Below are 17,393 nucleotides of genomic sequence, written 5' to 3' on the forward strand. Positions count from 1 at the left end.
GTTGGGGTGGGGGGGGGGAGGGGGGGGGGGGGGGGAGAAACGGAAAGGGGGGGGGGGAAAAAAAAGGGGAAAAAGAAAGCCTCGCCCCGAAGGGGGCCCCCGCCAGCATCCGGAAGGTTACCCATAGAAGTCGACCGATCGCATACTGAAGTTTCCTATCCGCCCGCAGGCAGGCGCATCTTCAGAAGTGCCTTCACACTCCTGCGACGGGTTCGGCGACGGCGGCGCGGGCACATCCGCACCGGACCGCCGGCCCGCACCGGCCGGCGCCGGCGCACATCCGGCGCGCCCGGCCCGCGGGCGGAGGTACCGATCTGGGCGGGGTCAGCCGGTGGCGGCCCTGAGGTGGTCGAACTGGCCCGGCCGGCGGCCCGCACCGGCCGGTCCGCGGTACGCCTGTGCGATGTCCAGCCAGGACTCGGCGTCCGGTCCGGTCGCGGTCAGGGCGAGGTCGGCGCGGTGCCGGCGGCGGGTCACCAGGAGGCAGAAGTCGACCGCGGGGCCGGTGACGCGTTGTGCCGCGTCGGCGGGGCCGAACTGCCACTGCGCGCCCGAGGGTGCGGTGAGGTCGAAGCCGAGCTCCACGTCCGGCGGGGTGAGGTCGCGGGCCAGGTAGCCGAAGTCCCAGACCCGGACCGCGAACGCCACCAGGATCCGGATCCGGTCGGTGTGGGTGCGGTGCACGCCGAGCGCGTCGGCGATGTCCTGGCCGTGCCCGAACAGCTCCATCATGCCGGCGGCGGCGAGCACGCCCGGCGGCAGCGGCCGGACCAGCCAGGGCACCGGCTGGTCCGGGGGTGCGGCGGCGAGGGCCTTCTCGGTGGCGGCGCGCACGGCGTGCCAGCGGTCCAGCATGGCGGCGGGCGAGGTGTCGAGGAAGCGTTGCAGGGCGCCGTCGACGTTGGCGTTGAAGTCCGGGGTGAGCGTCGCGGCCATCGCGGCGAAGCCCTCCGGGTCGGACGCCGCGGTCCCGGCGAGGTGGAACGTCGCCGCGAGGTGGGCGATCTGATGCGCGATCGTCCATCCCTCGGCCGGCGTGGCGAGCGCCCACTGCTGCGGCGTCAGATTCGCCACCAGCCGGTCGAGGTCGTCGCCGTCGGCGGTCAGGGCGGAGATGACGCGTTCGTGGTCAGGGAACATGCCTGTCCTCTCTGGCTAGTCCGCGCAACGGGGAACCGCGACAAGGAATGGGCGTTCACCGGGCGCGGTCTCCATAGCACGGCCGGGCCGGGCCGGGCGTCTTCTCCGCCCGTGCGGGAGCCGCCGGCCGGCCGGTGCGCATTTCCGAAGGTTCGTCCGCCCGTGGCCGCGCCGATACTGGCGGTCATGGCTGTCCAACGGGTCGTCTCCTCCGTGCTCCGGCGGCAGGTCCGGTACGTCGCCGCCGTGCCGCCCACGGCCGCCACCGGTCTCGTCGCGGACGTCTACGGCCAGGTCGCCGGCGACATGCGGATGGTGGTCCCGCCGGTCCTCGCGCAGTCGCCGTCGCCGCCGTCGCTGGCCGCCTACTGGCTGCTCATGCGCGAGACGCTGCACGTGACCGGCCGGGTCGACCGGGCCCGCAAGGAGGCCGTCGCGGCGGCGGTGTCCGTGGCCAACACCTGCCCGTACTGCGCCGACATGCACAGCATCGGCCTGTACGACCTGTCCTCCGAGCGGGACGCGGAGGCGATCGTCGCCGACCGCGCGGACGAGGTCGCCGATCCGGGGCTGCGTGCCGTGGCCGGCTGGGCGCGGGTCGCGCACCGGCCGGACGAGCCGGTCGTCCGCCGGCCGCCCTTCACCGCGCCGGAACGGCCGGAGCTGGTCGGCGTGGCGGTCACGTTCCACTACCTGACCCGGGTGGTGAACGTGTTCCTGCCGGGCTTCCTGGTGCCGCGTGGTCTCGGGCCGGGCAACCGGCGCCGGTTCAAGCACGGGGTGAGCCGGATCCTGGGCCCGCTGCTGCGCGAGACGCACGAGCCGGGGCGGTCGCTGGCGCTGCTGGGCGACGCCGAACTGCCGCAGGACGCGGCGTGGGCGCTGGGGGCCCCGGTCCTGGCCGACGCGGTGGCGCGCTCGTACGCGGCGCTGGACGACGTCGGGCTGCGCGCGCTGTCGCCGACCGTGCGGCACCTGGTCGGCGAGCGCCTGTCGGCCTGGCGGGGCGAGGACCCCGGGCTGAGCCGGGAGTGGTGTGAGCGGCTGGTCGCGGACCTGCCCGGGGCGGACCGGGCCGCCGGCCGGCTCGCGCTGCTGACGGCGTTCGCGTCCTACCAGGTCGACGAGGGCGTGGTCGCCGAGTTCCGGGCCCGGCAGCCGGGCGACGCCGCGCTGGTCGAGGTCGTCACGTGGGCCAGCTACGCCGCCGCGCGGCAGATCGGCGCACGGCTGCTGGACGCCGGCCGGGCGGGCGACGGCAACAGTGCACGTTCGGAGTAGCCCGGGCCCAGAGCGTGTAAGAGCATCGATCTGTCAATGTCGTCGTACAGGGGAGGTCGCCGTGCCCACCACTCTCGGATCGTTGCGCCGGCTGGTGTTGACGCCCTCGCTCCGCGAGGTGACGTTCGAGCGGCGCGGCTTCCCCGGGCGGTCGTCGCCGTCGGCGGCCCGGCTCGAGGCGATCCCGCAGTCGGTGGTCTGCGGCTTCGAGTGGGGGATCGACGCCCGCGACCAGTGGGAGGTGGAGCGGCGCCTCGGCCTGGTCGAGCCGGCGCTGCGGGGGTTCGCCTACGAGGGCGCCACGATGGCGTTCACCGTCCTGGACGCGATGCGGGGAGGTCGCGGTCACCGTACCCGCGACCTGCTGCTCGGCCCGGGTCAGCCGCACATCTTCCTGGCCTACATCGGCATCGGGTTCGCGATGGCGAAGCTGCCACGGCCGCTGTGGAAGCGGATCGTCCCCGACCTCACCGGCACGCCGTACCACCCGACGATGAGCTGGCTCGCGGTCGACGGCTACGGCTTCGACCTGGCGTACTTCCACACCGGACGCTGGGTGGACGAGCAGCGGATCCCGGACCCCTACCCGTTCCAGGGCCGGTCCGACTACTTCCATCGGGCGGTGGACCAGGGTATCGGCCGGGCGCTGTGGTTCATCCACGGCGCGCAGGTGCGCGACGTGGCGACGGCCGTCGAACGCTTCGCCGCCCAGCGGCAGGCCGACCTGTGGAGCGGGGTGGGGCTGGCGGCGACGTTCGCCGGCGGCTGCACCCCGGCCGACCTCGACGCGCTGCGGCGCCTCGCCGGTCCACACAGGACGGAGGTGGCGCAGGGCGCGGTGTTCGCCGCCAAGGCGCGCCACTACTCGGGCAGCGTGCCGTCGCACACCGAGACCGCGGTCGCCGCACTGGCCGGCCTCACCGTCGACAAGGCCGCCGCGCTCGCCGACGACGTGGCCGTGGGGGAGCGGGACCCGGGCGGCGAGCCCGCATATGAGTTGTGGCGCGGGCGGATCCGCGCCGCCGTCGCGGCGTCGTCCGCGCACGACGCGCGGTGACGGTCGCCCGCGCGGGGGCCGGCTCAGTCGGCGCGGTACCGGGACCGCCCGTCGAGCAGCGCGAGGAGCACCGGCGGGTCGAACTTGCTCATCGGACGCAGGGTGAGGTCGGCCTGGACCACCATGTCGGGCCGGACCCTGATCGGACCGTAGGTGCCCAGCGACGCGGTCGGCCCGGGGACGCAGGCCGGCCGCTCGCCCCGCGGCGGGCCCGGCACCCGGTCGCCGGTGCCCCACCCGCCGGGGCGGGCGAGCCGCGACACGGCCTGATGGGCGATCGGGTCCCAGGCCTGCTGCCCGGTGTGGACGAGGGGGTGCTGCGCGGCGTGGTGACCGAACAGGAACCAGCTGCCCGGGGGAACCCGCTCCAGGCTGTACCGGCCGGGTCCGGGCAGCGTCACGCACCGGGCCGGCCGCCCGCGCGGGATCCGGTCCGGGAACACACCGATGAAGACGGTGCCCGCGCCCGGTGCGGAGATGTTGCCGTGCACCTTCGCCGTCGCGGTGCCGGGTGCCGGCCGGTGCGCGTCCGCGAGATCGGGCAGGTCGGGCGCGAAGCCACCGAGCTGCCGGTACGTGCTCGGCGGGATGCCGACGCTGCTGCTGAACCTGCTGCTGAAGGTGCCCACGCTGGAGTAACCCACCTCGTGGCTGATCTCGGTCACGCTCAGCGAGGTGGAAATGAGGAGCTGCTTGGCGCGCTGCAGCCGCAACGCCGACATGAAGCGCCCGGGTGAGATCCCGGTGATCCGCTGGAACACCCGGGTGAAGTGGAATTTGCTGAACAACGCCATGCGCGCCATCCGGTCGACGGTGAGCTGCTCGCCGAGGTTTTCCTGCATCGCCTCGATGACGCGTCCGACGGCCTCTCTGTTGACGTCGTCGTCCATCCCCGCTCGCTCTCCAGTGAGATAATCGACGCCTCGAAGGCCGATGCCGCCCGGCACCGGCCAACAACGGATCGCCGGCGAATCCGTGCCAACGGACCGCCGGTATTATTGTTTCGTCATCATTGCCGGAGCTGATCAGTCCGCCGTGAGCACCTGAGGCCCCGCAGCCCCAAGTGTTTTGTGATTGTGTCAGTCCTGGGAACGATGTTAGCCGACTACGCTCCGGACATCAACGGCTACCGATGCGTAGACGGGGTTGTCGCTGGTCGCGGTCTACAATGAGTGACGACAACGCCCCCGGGTTGGCCGTCGAGGCGGTCGAATACGGCACCGCGTAACGGTATCCGTGGCCGTCCACCTGGCATCTCGCCCGATGGACGGTTATCACTGTGTGGGAATCCATTTGAACGGTGATTGGCACGACCGCGTCAACGGCATTTGTGAAAAACGGCATTTGTTGGGTGCCGGTCGTACTACGTCATCCGGGGCGCCGCCGCGACGATGACGTTCGACCGGGCCTGGCGGTGCGGCTCGAACGGCGCGGGCCGGTCCAGGCTCCGCAGCTCCAGGTCGGCGGCCGCGTAGAGCACGGGCAGGTCGGTGATCCGCCGGGGGCGCAGGGCGACGCTCGCCACGCTGGTGGAGCCGTCCGTCACGGTTACCAGCTGCACGTCGCTCAGCAGCAGGGAGCGCCGGGTCCACGGCTCCGGATCGACGCTGTCCGCGGTCGCGACCGCCCGGATGTACCACGTCCCGGGGGTGACCTCCGGCAGGTGGTACGTGGCCGCCCCGCCGGCGTCCACCCGGATGACGGCCCGCGACGCCGGTCGGCGCTGGATGATGGGCGTCGGAAAGGCGCCGATGAAGACCTTGGCGGTGGCGTACTCGGCCGGCACGGCGACGGTGCCGGTGACGGTGCCGTGTTCGGCGGGCGGCCGGGTCGTCGGCTGTGCCGCCCCGCGCAGGCCGTCCACCCACATGCGCCGGAATCGGCTGGGTGAGGTTCCCACGCTGTCGGTGAAGTGGTTGGTGAACGAGCCGAGGCTGTTGTAGCCGACCGCCAGGGAGATGTCCGTGACGCTCCGTTCGGTGGTGGCGAGCAGGCGTTTCGCCTGGTAGATGCGCACCGCCGAGAGGTACCTGCCGGGTGAGACCCAGGTGGCGTCGCGGAACACCCTCGAGAAGTGGAAACGGCTGAGAATGGCGCTCTTGGCGATCTCATTGAGCGACAGCGGCTCGCTGTAGTCCGCCCAGATACGCGCTATTGCATTCTCGACAGCACTGTTCACGTGGGGACCCTCCGTGCGCGGACTGACACGATCGGTTAGCACCTTGCATTGATGAACTTCAGTGGCGGTGGGGCTGGGAGGCAGTCGCGGTCAAGGCTCACTAGAGTCCGCTGGTCCGGGCCGTGAAAAAGGATCGGAAGACCGCCGCCGGTGCCCCCGGCGGAACGCGATTTCCGAGATGAGGGCCCCGGAGCGCCCGGCCGCCGCCGCGGCCTTCCGCGGAGCACAGCGGAAGGTGCCCGGCCCGCCGTGGTCACCCGATGCTGGCTTCGACCCTGGCGCCGCCAGGGCTCTTGGCCCGCGGAGGAGGAGATCGCGATGCCTGAACAGCTCGTACCTCGCGCTGTGGTACTCGGCGGCAGCCTGGCCGGCCTGCTCGCCGCCAACGTGCTCGCCGAGGTGTACCCCGAGGTTCTCGTGGTGGACCGCGACGAACTGGCGGGAGTGGAGGGCCCCCGGCGCGGCGTCCCGCACGGCCGCCACGCCCACGGTCTGGTCGCCCGCGGGCAGCAGATCCTGGAGCGGCAGTTCCCCGGCCTGCTGACCGACATGGAGGCGGCCGGTATCCGGCCGGGTGACTTCAGCGGCGACATCCGCTGGTACTTCAACGGCATGCTGCTCAGCCCGGCACAGACCGGACTGCTCTCCGTCCCCTGCACCCGGCCGGTCATCGAGCGGATCGTCCGCAGCCGGGTGCAGAAGGTGGGCCGCATCCGGTTCCTCGAGCAGCACGACATCATCGGGCTGGAGACGACGCCCGACGCGGCCCGGGTCACCGGCGCACGCGTGCAGCGGCGCGACCGTGACGCGGCCGTCGAGGTCCTGCACGCCGACCTGGTGGTCGACACCACCGGCCGGGGGTCACGCACCCCTGCCTGGCTCGAGGAGCTCGGCTACTCCCGCCCCGCCGAGGACAAGGTGAAGGTCGACCTGGCCTACACCACTCGCCACTACCGGGTGCCGCGCGATCCCTTCGGCAGCGACATCGCCATCATCGCGGCGGCGACCCCCTCGCATCCGCGTGGCGCCTTCTACTACCGGCTGCCGGGCGAGGACGGCCTCGTCGAGCTGTCGCTCACCGGCGTGCTCGGCGATCACCCGCCGACCGACCCCGAGGGCTTCCTCGCGTTCGTCCGGTCGCTGCCGGTGCCGGAGATCTACGAGTCGATCCGCGAGGCCGAGCCGGTCGACGACGCGGTCATGTTCCGCTTCCCGGCCAGCGTCCGGCGCCGCTACGAGCGGCTGACCCGGTTCCCGCGGGGGCTGCTGGTCCTCGGCGACGCGGTGTGCAGCTTCAACCCCGTCTACGCCCAGGGCATGGCGGTCGCGGCCATCGAGTCCCGCATCCTGGCCGAGCAGATCCGCAAGGACCCGGTGCCGGCGCCGCAGGAGTTCTTCCGGGAGATCGCCCGCCAGATCGACTCGCCGTGGGACTTCGCGGCGATCGCGGACCTCGGGTACGCGGGCGTGGAGGGCGACCGGACCCCCAAGGTTCGCATGATCAACGCCTACGTCGCGCGGCTCCAGCGGGCCGCGGTCCACGACCCGAGCCTCACCGAGGCGTTCATGAGGGTCGCCGGCCTCATCGACGAGCCGGCGGCGCTGCTCCGCCCTGGCAAGGTCTTCCGGACGTTGCGGCACTCCCGCACCCGGGGGAGCCAGGTATCCGCCCCCGCGCCGCTGCAAGCGGCTCGCGACTGACACAGAGAGGTTGTGAGATGCGTCCATCCCGCATCGACATTCCGCAGGCGGATCTCGACGATCTGCGCCGGCGGATCGACCACACGCGCTGGCCGGACGAGATTCCGGGCGTGGGCTGGGATCGTGGTGTGCCGCTGGAATATCTCAAGGAGCTGGCCGAGCACTGGCGCGACAGCTACGACTGGCGGGCGGCCGAGGCGCGCCTGAACGCGTACCCGCAGTTCGTCACCGAGATCGACGGCGTGAACGTGCACTTCCTGCACGTCCGCTCGGCCGTGGAGGGCGCGCTGCCGCTGATCCTGACCCACGGGTGGCCGGGCACCGTGGCCGAGTTCCTGGACGTCATCGAGCCGCTCACCGATCCCGTCGCGCACGGCGGTGACCCCGCCGACGCCTTCCACCTGGTGATCCCGTCGATTCCCGGGTACGCGTTCTCGGGCCCGACCGGGCAGGTGGGCTGGGACACGGGCCGGGTCGCCGGCGCGTGGAAGGAACTGATGAGCCGCCTGGGCTACGACCGGTACGCGGTGCAGGGCGGCGACTGGGGCATGCCGATCTCGCTGCGGCTGGGCCTGGCCGATCCCGAGCACGTCGTCGGCGTCCACCTCAACATGTGCGTGACGTTCCCGCCGCCGGACCCCGCGGCGATGGCCGGCCTGGACGAGGCCGACCTCGCCCGCCTGCAGTTCACCGGCCACTTCATGCAGGACGGGACCGGCTGGCAGCGGATCCAGTCCACCCGGCCGCAGACGCTGTCCTACGCGCTCACCGACTCGCCGGTCGGGCAGCTGGCCTGGATCGCCGAGAAGTACAAGGAATGGACCGACTCGGCGAAGGTGCCGGAGGACGCGGTGAGCCGCGACCACATCCTCACGGCGGTCTCCATCTACTGGCTGACGGCGACGGCCGGGTCCAGCGCCCAGCTGTACTACGAGTCCAGCCACCTGGACGCCGACTTCGTCCGGACCTGGGCAGGGCCGTGGCCGCTGACGATGCCGGTGGGCGTCGCGTCGTTCCCCAAGGACGCGGTGCGGCCGGTGCGCCGGTTCGCCGAACAGATCCTGCCGACGCTCAGCCACTGGACCGAGTTCGACCGGGGCGGCCACTTCGCGGCCCTGGAACAGCCCCAGTCGCTGGTCGGCGACATCCGCAAGTTCGCCCGCTCGCTCGCGCGCTGACCTCACGCCGGGTGCGTCGCGACCCGCGCGGGTCCTCACCGGACCCGCGCGGGTGTTTTTGTGGCTGAGGGACCGCGCGACGGACCACGGACACGACTCGCCGGGTGCCGTACCGCGATCGTCGGGATCCGGTACGGCACCCGGCGGGGTTCCGGCGCCGTGTTCAGGTGCTGACGGCGATGAGGTCGGGGCTGCGGCGGGGTGGTCCGTCGCAGTGGTTGTTGTAGGCGGTGATGATGTTGTGTGCCTGGGTGTTGGCTTGGTGGAACCGGGTGGTGGGGTTGGTGGTGGTGGTGAGGACGTCGTGCATGGCGTCGGTGAGTTCGTTCATGATTTCGGCGTGTCCGCCGAGGAGGGGTCCGAGCGCGGCGGGGGTGCAGTTGGCTGCCTCGAGTTGGTCGCCGGCGACGCGGAGGTGGGGGTGGTGGTGGTACCAGGTGTCGTGGTTGAGGAGCTCGGCGGCGGGTCGGGTGATGGGGATGCGGTAGTGCTGTTTGGCCCATTCGGCGGTGTTGTGGGGGTTGTTGAGGTGCTGGATGAAGGCGAGTGCGCCGTCTTGTTTGGTGGGTTCGAGGCCGGCGGTGAGCCAGAGCGACATGCCGCCGAGGACGGTGCCGGCGAGTGGGACGTCGTCGTTGTGGGGTAGTGGGCCGACGCCGACGGTGAATCCGTGTTGTTGGCCGCGCTGGAGCATGTGGGATGCGTCGACGGAGGAGCTGAGCATGATGGCGACCTGTTGGTTCTCGAAGGCGGTGAAGCAGCCTGGGAAATCTCCGGGTGTGCCGGTGTACAGGTAGTGCCCGTCTTGGTGGAGGTGTTTCCACCAGGTGACGTAGGCCATCATTGCTTTCGAGTCGAGGTAGGTGTGTTCGGGTCGGCCGGACCGGCCGTTGTCGTGGTCGGCGATGAGGGCGCCCTGTTGTGCGGCGGCTTGCAGGAAGGGCCAGTAGAAGTTCGGCCAGGTGATGCCGTGGGCGGGGCCGTCGGGCAGTTTCTTGAGTGCTTGGCAGGCTGCGATCACTTCGCGCCAGGTGCGTGGCGGCTGGGTCACGCCGGCTTTCGCCAGGAGGTCGAGGTTGGCGTAGAGGACCATGGTGGAGGCGGTGCGGGGCATGGACTGCAGTTCACCGGCGTAGCGGTAGTACTCCCGCACGGTGGGCACCAGGTCGTCCAGGACGACGGGTTCGCCGAGGATCTCGGTGCGTCCCGCGATGGCCCGGTCGATCGGGGTGTACAGCGGTGACCCGTCGGGGCCGAGCATGTCCAGCGCGAGCCGGGTGACGGCGTCGTGGTACTCCACGACGTCGGGCAGCCCGCCCTGCTGGACGGCCCGGGCCACCTCCGCCGGCATCATCCGGAAGTCGAACCGGGTGACCTCGACGTGATACTCGGGATGCGCCGCGTTGAACGCGGCGGCCGCTGACAGGCCGACGTCCTCCGCCCTCGTCGCCCACTTCGTCGGATCCGTCAACCACACATTGATCTCGATCTTCGGTGGTACAGCTGCCATGAGAGTCCTCCGTCATCAACCCCGACATCAACGGATCCACTCTCACGGAACCGCAACCCCGGCAACGACTCCCGATTTGCTCACCCCACACCCCGACCGCCCAGGAATCCGACGGCAGCACTCCGCAAGATGTGCCCCTCGGCATGTCCTGTGATCGTCATGGATGAACGTTGGCCACTCCCATCGACGAGAGCGAGAGATGAGCATGCCGGCGAAAACGTCCACCGCATCGGCGATTTCCAGCACCGATCAGGCAGCGATCACGGCTTTGCCCGCGCGCATGGTCGCGGCCTGGGCCGAGCACGACGCCGATACCTTTGCCGACCTGTTCACGCAGGACGGGACGCTGATCCTTCCGGGCGTCTACCAGAAGGGCCGCGACCAGATCCGGGAGTTCATGGCGGCGGCCTACGCCGGGCCCTATCAGGGCACGCGCGTCGTCGGATCGCCCATTGACGTGAAGGTGCTGGCAGATGGCGCCGTGGCGCTGATCACCACCGGGGGCGTGCTGGCGCCTGGTGAAACCGAACTGTCGGACCGGGCGGCCATCAGGGCTTCCTGGATTCTCGTCAAGCGCGAGTCCCGGTGGCAGTTGGCGGTGTACCAGAACTGCCCGCGGGACCGGGCTGCCTGACCTGCCGCGCGGCGACCGGCGTTCGTACCCGCGCCGGTCGCGGTGCAGTGGGGTGACGCACCAGATCTCGTGGCGCCTTTCGGTTCCGCCCCGGTGAACGGACTCTTCTAGTGATCTTGGACGGAGGCGGCGTGACAGCGAGCGAGCGTTCAGAGTTGCCACGAGCCGGCGTGACGTCACCCTCCACCCTCACGCGGGACCGCCTGCGGACCGAGGTCACGGATGCCGCCGCGCGCGTGGCCGACCTGTTGGCGACCCTGCCCCCACCCGCCGACCGCAACCCCGGCCAGCAGGCCCGGGCCGCCGCGGCGCACGCCCACGCGCGAGCCGCGAGGCGTCAGCTGCTGCATGCCCAGTCGGACCGGCTGCACCGGGAGGTCGCCGGACAGAGCCCACAGCGGCGGTCCTTGACCGACATGTCGTACGCGCTGGCCGATGTCGTCCCGGGCTTGACGCCGGACCGGGCGGAGATGGAAGCGGAACGCGGCCGCCGTCAGGCCGCCAAGGAAGGCCTGGAGATCGACCAGGGCATCGCGTACTCCGCGCTGCTCAGATCCTGTGCGGGCGGCGACCTCGTGCGCTCGCAGCGGCTGCCGACCGGCGAGGCCCGCGCCCGGCTGCCGCAGTTCCAACGGACCGGCGCGGTCGAGATGTCCGTGGTGTCGGTGCGGCGTACGGACGGGGTGGCCGAGATAACGGTCGCCAACCAGCGCTATCTCAACGCGGAGGACGAGCCCCTCGGGCGGCAGTTGGAGGTCGCTGTCGACCTGGCCCTGCTGGATCCGGCAGTCCGCGTGGGCATCGTGCGGGGCGCCGTGATGGAGCATCCGAGATACTCCGGCCGGCGGATCTTCAGCTCGGGCATCAACCTGACCCTCCTGTGCGCCGGGCAGATCCCCTTTCTGGGCTTCGTCATGCAGCGTGAGATCGGCTACTTGAGCAAGATCCAGCGCGGCCTGTGGGATCCCCGGCACGAGACCGATCCGGCCGCCCGGGGCGGCAAGCCGTGGATCGCGGTGGTCGACGGGTTCGCCATCGGCGGCGGCATGCAGCTGATGCTGATGTTCGACCATGTGATCAGCTCGGACACGGCCTACTTCACGTTGCCGGCGGCACGGGAGGGCATCGTGCCCGGCGCGTCCAATCTCAGGCTCAGCCGCGTCCTGGGTCCGCGGCTGGCTCGGCAGGTTCTCCTGGGCGGCAGGCGGATAGCCGCCGGCGATCCGGCCGCGGCGCTGCTGTGCGACGCCATCGTGGCGGAGGACGCCGTCGATGACGCCATCGACCAGGCGGTCCGCGCGATGGACAACCCGGCCGTGACAGCCAACCGGCACATGATCACCTCTTTCGAGGAAACCGAGGATCACTTCCGGAGCTATCTCGCCGAGTTCGCGGAAGTTCAAGTACAGCGGCTGTACAGCCAGGACGTCCTGCATCGGTTGGAGCAGCAGTGGATGCGACGACAACGCTGACCGCCGGGGCACACCTGCACGCCGATGACCTGCACCGCAGCGTGTCGAGCCGGCAGGTCGCCGCGATGACCATGCTGAACGAGATCGTGGCCGAGTTCCCCGACGCGATCTCGTTCGCGCCGGGCGCCCCGTACGAGCCGTTCTTCGCCGACATCGCGGTCGGTCCGCTGCTGGACACCTTCGTCGAGGCCCGGCGCGCCGCCGGCTTCAGCGAGGAAGCGGTGCGCCGGCACCTGTTTCAGTACGGTCCGAGCAAGGGAATCATCAACGACCTGGTCGCCGCCGCGCTGCGGGCCGACGAAGGCATCGACGTCCCGCCTGACGCGCTCGTCATGACGGTCGGTTGCCAGGAGGCGCTGTTCCTCACCCTGCGCGTGCTGCACCCACCGGGTGCCAGCCTGGCGGTCCCTGATCCGTCGTATGTCGGCGTGGTCGCGGCGGCCGATTCCCTGGACATAGCGGTTCGCCCGGTGCCGGACGATGGCACCGGCCCCGACCTGGCGGCCCTCCGCGCGACTTCGGAGCGGGAGCGGGCGGCGGGCCGGCGTCTCCGGGCGCTGTACGTTTCCCCTGATTTCGCGAACCCGTCAGGCAGCCGGCTCTCACTTGCCGCCCGGCAGCGTCTGCTGGCGACCGCCTCGGACCTCGACCTCATGCTGATCGAGGACAATCCGTATGCGTTCACGGCCGCTCCGGACGACCGCCTGCCCAGTCTCAAGGCGCTCGATCGCGAGGGCCGGGTGGTGCACACCGGCACCTTCGCGAAGGTCGCGGTACCTGGTGCCCGGGTGGGGTACGTGGTGGCGGACCAATGGGTCAAGTCGCGCTCCGGCCCGCCGGTGCGATTGGCCGCCATGATCGCTGCCGCCAAGAACGCGGTCACCCTGAACACGTCCCCGCTGGCCCAGGCGCTGATCGGCGGCCTGCTCATCCGGCATGGAGGCTCCATCGCCGAGCTCGGCCGGCGCAAGGCGGCGCATCTGCGCGGCAACCGGGCCGTCCTCCTCGAACGGCTCGTCCACCACTTCGGCGAACCCGGCCGGGCGGGCGCCGGGGTCCGCTGGTGGGCGTCCGAAGGCGGCTACTTCGTGCAGGCCGAGCTCCCGGTCGAGGCCGATGAGGCGCTGTTGCGGCACGCCGCGGAGACGTTCGGCGTGCTCTGGACCCCGATGCGCGGCTTCCATCTCGACGGGGGCGGCGAGCGCCGGATCCGGTTGTCGTGTTCCTCCCTCGAACACGAGGAGATCGTCAAGGGCACCGCCCGGTTGGCCGACTTTGTCGACGCGTTGTAGCGGACATGCCGATCGGGCCCGGCGCCGACCCGCCGCTGGTGCGGCCACTCTGATCACCCGGTTGCGGGGCCGATCGCGACACAGGCGCCGAGGCCGGCAACGACAGCCGGCGGCGGCGACCGGCGCGCATGCGAAGGAGGAGCAGTGACCGACGACATCTCATCGTCGAAGCGGCGGCCGACGGCCGACCAGCTCGCGTTGTACCTGGCCGAGCAGACGGCCTTCTGGGCCGGCGGGCTGCAACACTGCCGGGCGGTCCTGGTGACCGGTGACGTCGTCCCTGCCGAGGTGGCTGCGGCATGCGCACACCTCCAGCGTCGCCACGCCCCGCTGCGCCGGCACTTCCGTGACGTCGACGGAGAGCCGCTGCTGGTCGCGAGCGATGGAACACCGGTGGAGCTGATCGCCGGTGCTCCACAACCGCTGGCCGCCGCGCTCACGGTGGCCGCGGCCGACGCGAGCCGTCGTTTCGACCTGGACGAGCGACCTGCGATCAGGGTGGGCGTGTATCCGGTGGAGGACGGCAGGACACTGGTGGCGCTGACCGTCCACGCCGCGGTGGGCGGCCGTCGCGTGGCCTCGCGGCTGATCGAGGAGCTCGGTGAGCGGTACGGATCCGCGGCCGCCGGTCCGCCGGGCGGCACGTCCGCGATCGAGCCGGACAGCCGTGACCGTGTCCTCGGTGCCGCGCCCGGGGCACAGCAGGCGATCGCGTGGCCCACCGGCCGTGGCCGGGGCCGCACCCATGGCCGGTCGATCACGACGGCATGGTCGTTGGACGAAAACCACACCACGCTGCTGCACCGGTGTGCCGAGCGCATGGGCGTCTCCGTGGCCACGGTCCTGCGGTGTGCCTTGCGCGTCCTGCTCTTCCACGAGACCGGCGAGCGGGACATCCTGATCGGCTCACCGAGGTACACCCGGACCGGCGACACCGGCGTCGCGCCCGAAGACGTCCAGCTCCTTCGACACGCCCTCAGCGCACACACCGCCGTCGCCGACGTGGTCCGGTCCGAGCACAGCATCGCGACGCAGCCGGTCGAGCATCCCGAGGTGCTGCATGAGCTGCTGTCGCGGGCGTTGCGACCTGAACGGCACGCCGGGGTCGAGGTCCAGGTCGGCTTCCGGTGCAGTACCGCAGCCGAACCGCCCACCACCTGGGCCGGCATGGTGACGCGCGACATCGATCTCGCGGTGGCGCACTCACCGTACGAGCTCGAGCTCGACGTCGCCGTCGGCGACGACGGCGTCGCCGGGGCGTGGCGAGGGGCGGCCGGGCTGTTCGACGAGCAGACCCTCGAACGGATGGGGCGCAGCTACTCGACCGTGCTGCACGGGATCGTCCAGTCCCCAGCCGCGACGATCGGCGAGCTCGACGTGATCCACCCGGCCGACCGGACGCGGCTGGCGAGGTGGGAGGCGCCGACCTCGGGCGTGAGCGGTGAGGACACGCTTGTCGAGTTGGTCGGTCGTTGGATCCGCGATACGCCCGAACGGACAGCGGTGGTGATGGCCGACGCTGTGCGCACCTACTCGGACCTGGACGACGCGGCGAGCCGGATAGCAGCCGCGCTGCGGGCGCTGCAGCTCCCGGCCGAGTCACGGATCGGCATTCTCGTGGCCCGTCAGGTGGAGCTGCCCGCGATCCTGCTCGGAGTCGCCCGCGCGGGCCTGGCTGCCGTGCCCATGGATCCGGGCCATCCCGTCGAGCGCCTGTCGTACATCGTCAGCAGCAGCGGATGCGGTGCGGTGATCACCGACGGTGCCCTGCCGGCCGATCGGGTGACGGCGCTCGGCGTGCCGCCGGTGTCGCTGCCAGACCTGCTGGCGGCCGACCCGGCGCCGACCGACCGGCCGCCGCACCCGGACGCGCTGGCGTACGTGCTGTACACGTCCGGGTCCACCGGCCGTCCGAAAGGCGTCGCGGTGACCCATCGCGGCCTGGCCAACTGCCTGGTCGCCACCCGGGAGCTGCTGCGCTTCCAGCCGGACCGGTCGCTGTTCGCGGTGACCACGATCTCCTTCGACATCGCGATGCTGGAGCTCTTCCTCGCGCTGACCAGCGGCGGACGGACGATCCTGGCGACCGGCGCCCAGGCGCGCAGCGGAACGCAGCTGCAGGCCGCGCTGGCCCGGTACCGGCCCGATGTCATGCAGGCCACGCCGATGACGTGGCGCATCTTGTTCGCGACGGGTTGGCCGGGGGATCCGGGGATGGTCGTGTCGTGCGGCGGCGATGTCGTCCCGCCCGAACTGGCCAGCCGTCTGGTCGCGTGCACGAAGGAGTTCTGGCACACCTACGGGCCCACGGAGGCCTCGATGTACGCGGTGTGCGAACGGCTGCCGCGAGAGCCGCAGGCGTCGATCGTGCCGGTCGGCCGTCCGTTGCCCGGCGCCTGGCTGCGAATCCTCGATGCCGCGGGTTCGCCCGTGCCGCCCGGTGTGGTCGGCGAGCTCCACATCGGCGGCGTCGGTGTGGCGCGGGGTTATGTCGGCGCGCCCGGGCAGTCCGCCGAGCGGTTCGTGCCCGACCCGGCCGGCGCGGGCCGGCTCTACCGCACGGGTGACCTGGCCCGGTGGCGCGCCGACGGCCGGCTGGAGCTGCGGGGACGCAACGACCGTCAGGTCAAGATTCGCGGGCATCGCATCGAACCGGACGAGATCGAGAGCGTCCTCAGCGGCCATCCGGACGTCGCGTTCGCCGCGACCGTGGTGGCCGGTCACGACCGCGACAGCAGAAGCATCGTGGCGTTCCTCCAGCCACGACAGCCAGGTGCCGGCCAGGACCTGGTGAGCCGGGTCTCGGCGCATGCCCGCCAGGTGCTGCCGGCGTACATGGTGCCCTCCTCGTACGCGCTGCTGAGCGCGATGCCACTGACCAGCACCGGCAAGATCGACCGGGTCGCACTGGCCCGCATCAAGCCGCCGCGGCAGAACGGTGCCGAGAGCGACAAGGAAGCTCGCTGGGTTCATGAGGCATGGCAGCTCGTGGCCGAGGGGCACGCCGGCCGCCATGACGACTACGGCCAGTTCGCGGGAGACCTGCGGCTCGCCTGGAAGCTTCGCGCTCACGTACGTCGCGAACTGGACGTCCAGCTTCGCCTGGGCGACATCGTGGCCGCGTCCACCGCTGCCGGGCTGGCACAGCGGATCCGGCAGGACCGGCTCGCCGCCGGCGCACCGCCGCTGCGCTGGTCCGGCCGTCCCGACCGGTCCGCGCTGGTGCTCCTGCAGGGGGACCCGGCCTGGCCGGCGCAGGCGGTGGCGGAGTTCGAGCGCTGGTTCAAGGTGGCGATCCTCGACATCTCCGACGGGCAGCCGCAGGACGTGCCGGCACGGCTGGCGACGATCGACGCTCCGGGCGCCACCGTGCTGGCGGCGTGGGGTGAGCTGGCGCCGAAGGCGGCCGGGTTCGCCGGCGCGTTGCGTGAGCGGATCGGCGTCGCGCCGAAAGTGCTGGCGGTCGAACCGTCCGCGCCGAGTGCGTCGCACCCGCCGGCGCACACTCCGCAGTGGGTGGTGAGCCGCGACCACACGCTGCTGCGAACGTGGCGGGCGACGGCGCCGGACGCCGATCTCGTGCTGCTGGCGCCGGACCGCGACGCGGCGATGGGCTGGTCGCTGCTGGCGTCCGTTGTCGCCGGGATGGGCTGACCCGTGGCCGCGGCCGGTGCTCCGTCCGGCCGCCCGCGCGAGGCAACGGCGAAGTGGCCGTGCCCGGCGCGGCGGGACGACAGTGATGTCCGGGGCTTGGCCTCCGACCCGCCCGAACCTGATCGGCGTGATCGTCAGCAGCCAGAGATGGATGGTCAATGAACGCGAACCAGAACACCGCCGAACTCGACCTGTCCGCGCCGCCCGAGCCGGGTTTGACCGGGGATGAGGTGGTGGCGCGTGCTGAGGCGATGGTTCCTGAGCTTGTTGAGCGGCAGGCTGAGACGGAGGAGCG

At 71.4% G+C, this 17,393-nt stretch carries 12 protein-coding genes; 8 read left to right on the forward strand and 4 right to left on the reverse strand.

Annotated features, from left to right (window positions below):
- Positions 1 to 324: 324 nt before the first annotated feature.
- A complete protein-coding gene (locus ACZ6TV_RS48075) occupies positions 325 to 1,140 on the reverse strand; it encodes a TIGR03084 family metal-binding protein (RefSeq protein ID WP_465307099.1) in 816 nt (271 codons plus the stop codon).
- Between the two features lie 186 nt (positions 1,141 to 1,326).
- Between ACZ6TV_RS48075 and ACZ6TV_RS48080 the strand changes: the two genes are divergently transcribed.
- Together ACZ6TV_RS48080 and ACZ6TV_RS48085 are read left to right on the forward strand one after the other, a co-directional pair.
- Positions 1,327 to 2,421 (forward strand): carboxymuconolactone decarboxylase family protein, encoded by a 1,095-nt coding sequence (locus tag ACZ6TV_RS48080; protein ID WP_465307101.1) that lies wholly within the window; start codon positions 1,327 to 1,329, stop codon positions 2,419 to 2,421.
- A gap of 61 nt (positions 2,422 to 2,482) precedes the next feature.
- Positions 2,483 to 3,478 (forward strand): DUF1702 family protein, encoded by a 996-nt coding sequence (locus ACZ6TV_RS48085; protein ID WP_465307102.1) that lies wholly within the window; start codon positions 2,483 to 2,485, stop codon positions 3,476 to 3,478.
- 23 nt (positions 3,479 to 3,501) lie between these two features.
- On the opposite strand, the gene ACZ6TV_RS48090 is transcribed toward ACZ6TV_RS48085, so the two are convergent.
- Together ACZ6TV_RS48090 and ACZ6TV_RS48095 are read right to left on the reverse strand one after the other, a co-directional pair.
- Entirely contained in the window at positions 3,502 to 4,368 is an 867-nt protein-coding gene (locus tag ACZ6TV_RS48090) for a helix-turn-helix domain-containing protein (RefSeq protein WP_465307104.1), read from the reverse strand.
- Between the two features lie 473 nt (positions 4,369 to 4,841).
- Positions 4,842 to 5,657 carry a helix-turn-helix domain-containing protein gene (locus ACZ6TV_RS48095; protein ID WP_465307106.1) on the reverse strand — a complete coding sequence of 272 codons (816 nt, stop codon included), beginning with the start codon at positions 5,655 to 5,657 and terminating at the stop codon, positions 4,842 to 4,844.
- A 318-nt stretch (positions 5,658 to 5,975) separates the two neighbouring features.
- Here ACZ6TV_RS48095 and ACZ6TV_RS48100 point away from each other — a divergent pair, with 318 nt between their 5' ends.
- Together ACZ6TV_RS48100 and ACZ6TV_RS48105 are read left to right on the forward strand one after the other, a co-directional pair.
- Complete coding sequence (locus ACZ6TV_RS48100; protein WP_465307108.1) at positions 5,976 to 7,358, forward strand: NAD(P)/FAD-dependent oxidoreductase; 1,383 nt, start codon at positions 5,976 to 5,978, stop codon at positions 7,356 to 7,358.
- Between the two features lie 17 nt (positions 7,359 to 7,375).
- Positions 7,376 to 8,536 (forward strand): epoxide hydrolase family protein, encoded by a 1,161-nt coding sequence (locus tag ACZ6TV_RS48105; protein ID WP_465307110.1) that lies wholly within the window; start codon positions 7,376 to 7,378, stop codon positions 8,534 to 8,536.
- A 163-nt stretch (positions 8,537 to 8,699) separates the two neighbouring features.
- Here the strand turns inward: ACZ6TV_RS48105 and ACZ6TV_RS48110 are convergent, their stop codons facing one another.
- Positions 8,700 to 10,046, reverse strand: coding sequence for an extracellular solute-binding protein (locus ACZ6TV_RS48110; RefSeq protein ID WP_465307112.1), 1,347 nt, complete (start codon positions 10,044 to 10,046; stop codon positions 8,700 to 8,702).
- 205 nt (positions 10,047 to 10,251) lie between these two features.
- Between ACZ6TV_RS48110 and ACZ6TV_RS48115 the strand changes: the two genes are divergently transcribed.
- From ACZ6TV_RS48115 to ACZ6TV_RS48130, 4 genes are all read left to right on the forward strand, one after another.
- On the forward strand, positions 10,252 to 10,680 hold the full coding sequence (locus ACZ6TV_RS48115) for an SgcJ/EcaC family oxidoreductase (protein ID WP_465307123.1): 429 nt from the start codon (positions 10,252 to 10,254) through the stop codon (positions 10,678 to 10,680).
- Between the two features lie 131 nt (positions 10,681 to 10,811).
- Entirely contained in the window at positions 10,812 to 12,152 is a 1,341-nt protein-coding gene (locus ACZ6TV_RS48120) for an enoyl-CoA hydratase/isomerase family protein (protein WP_465307113.1), read from the forward strand.
- The gene (locus ACZ6TV_RS48125) at positions 12,131 to 13,444 is read left to right on the forward strand and encodes an aminotransferase-like domain-containing protein (RefSeq protein ID WP_465307115.1); all 1,314 of its coding nucleotides are present in this window, start codon (positions 12,131 to 12,133) and stop codon (positions 13,442 to 13,444) included. The genes ACZ6TV_RS48120 and ACZ6TV_RS48125 overlap by 22 nt, the downstream gene beginning before the upstream one ends.
- A gap of 144 nt (positions 13,445 to 13,588) precedes the next feature.
- On the forward strand, positions 13,589 to 17,098 hold the full coding sequence (locus tag ACZ6TV_RS48130) for a non-ribosomal peptide synthetase (protein WP_465307117.1): 3,510 nt from the start codon (positions 13,589 to 13,591) through the stop codon (positions 17,096 to 17,098).
- The last annotated feature ends 295 nt before the right edge of the window (positions 17,099 to 17,393 follow it).

This window comes from Dactylosporangium sp. NPDC051087 (genome assembly GCF_055586325.1).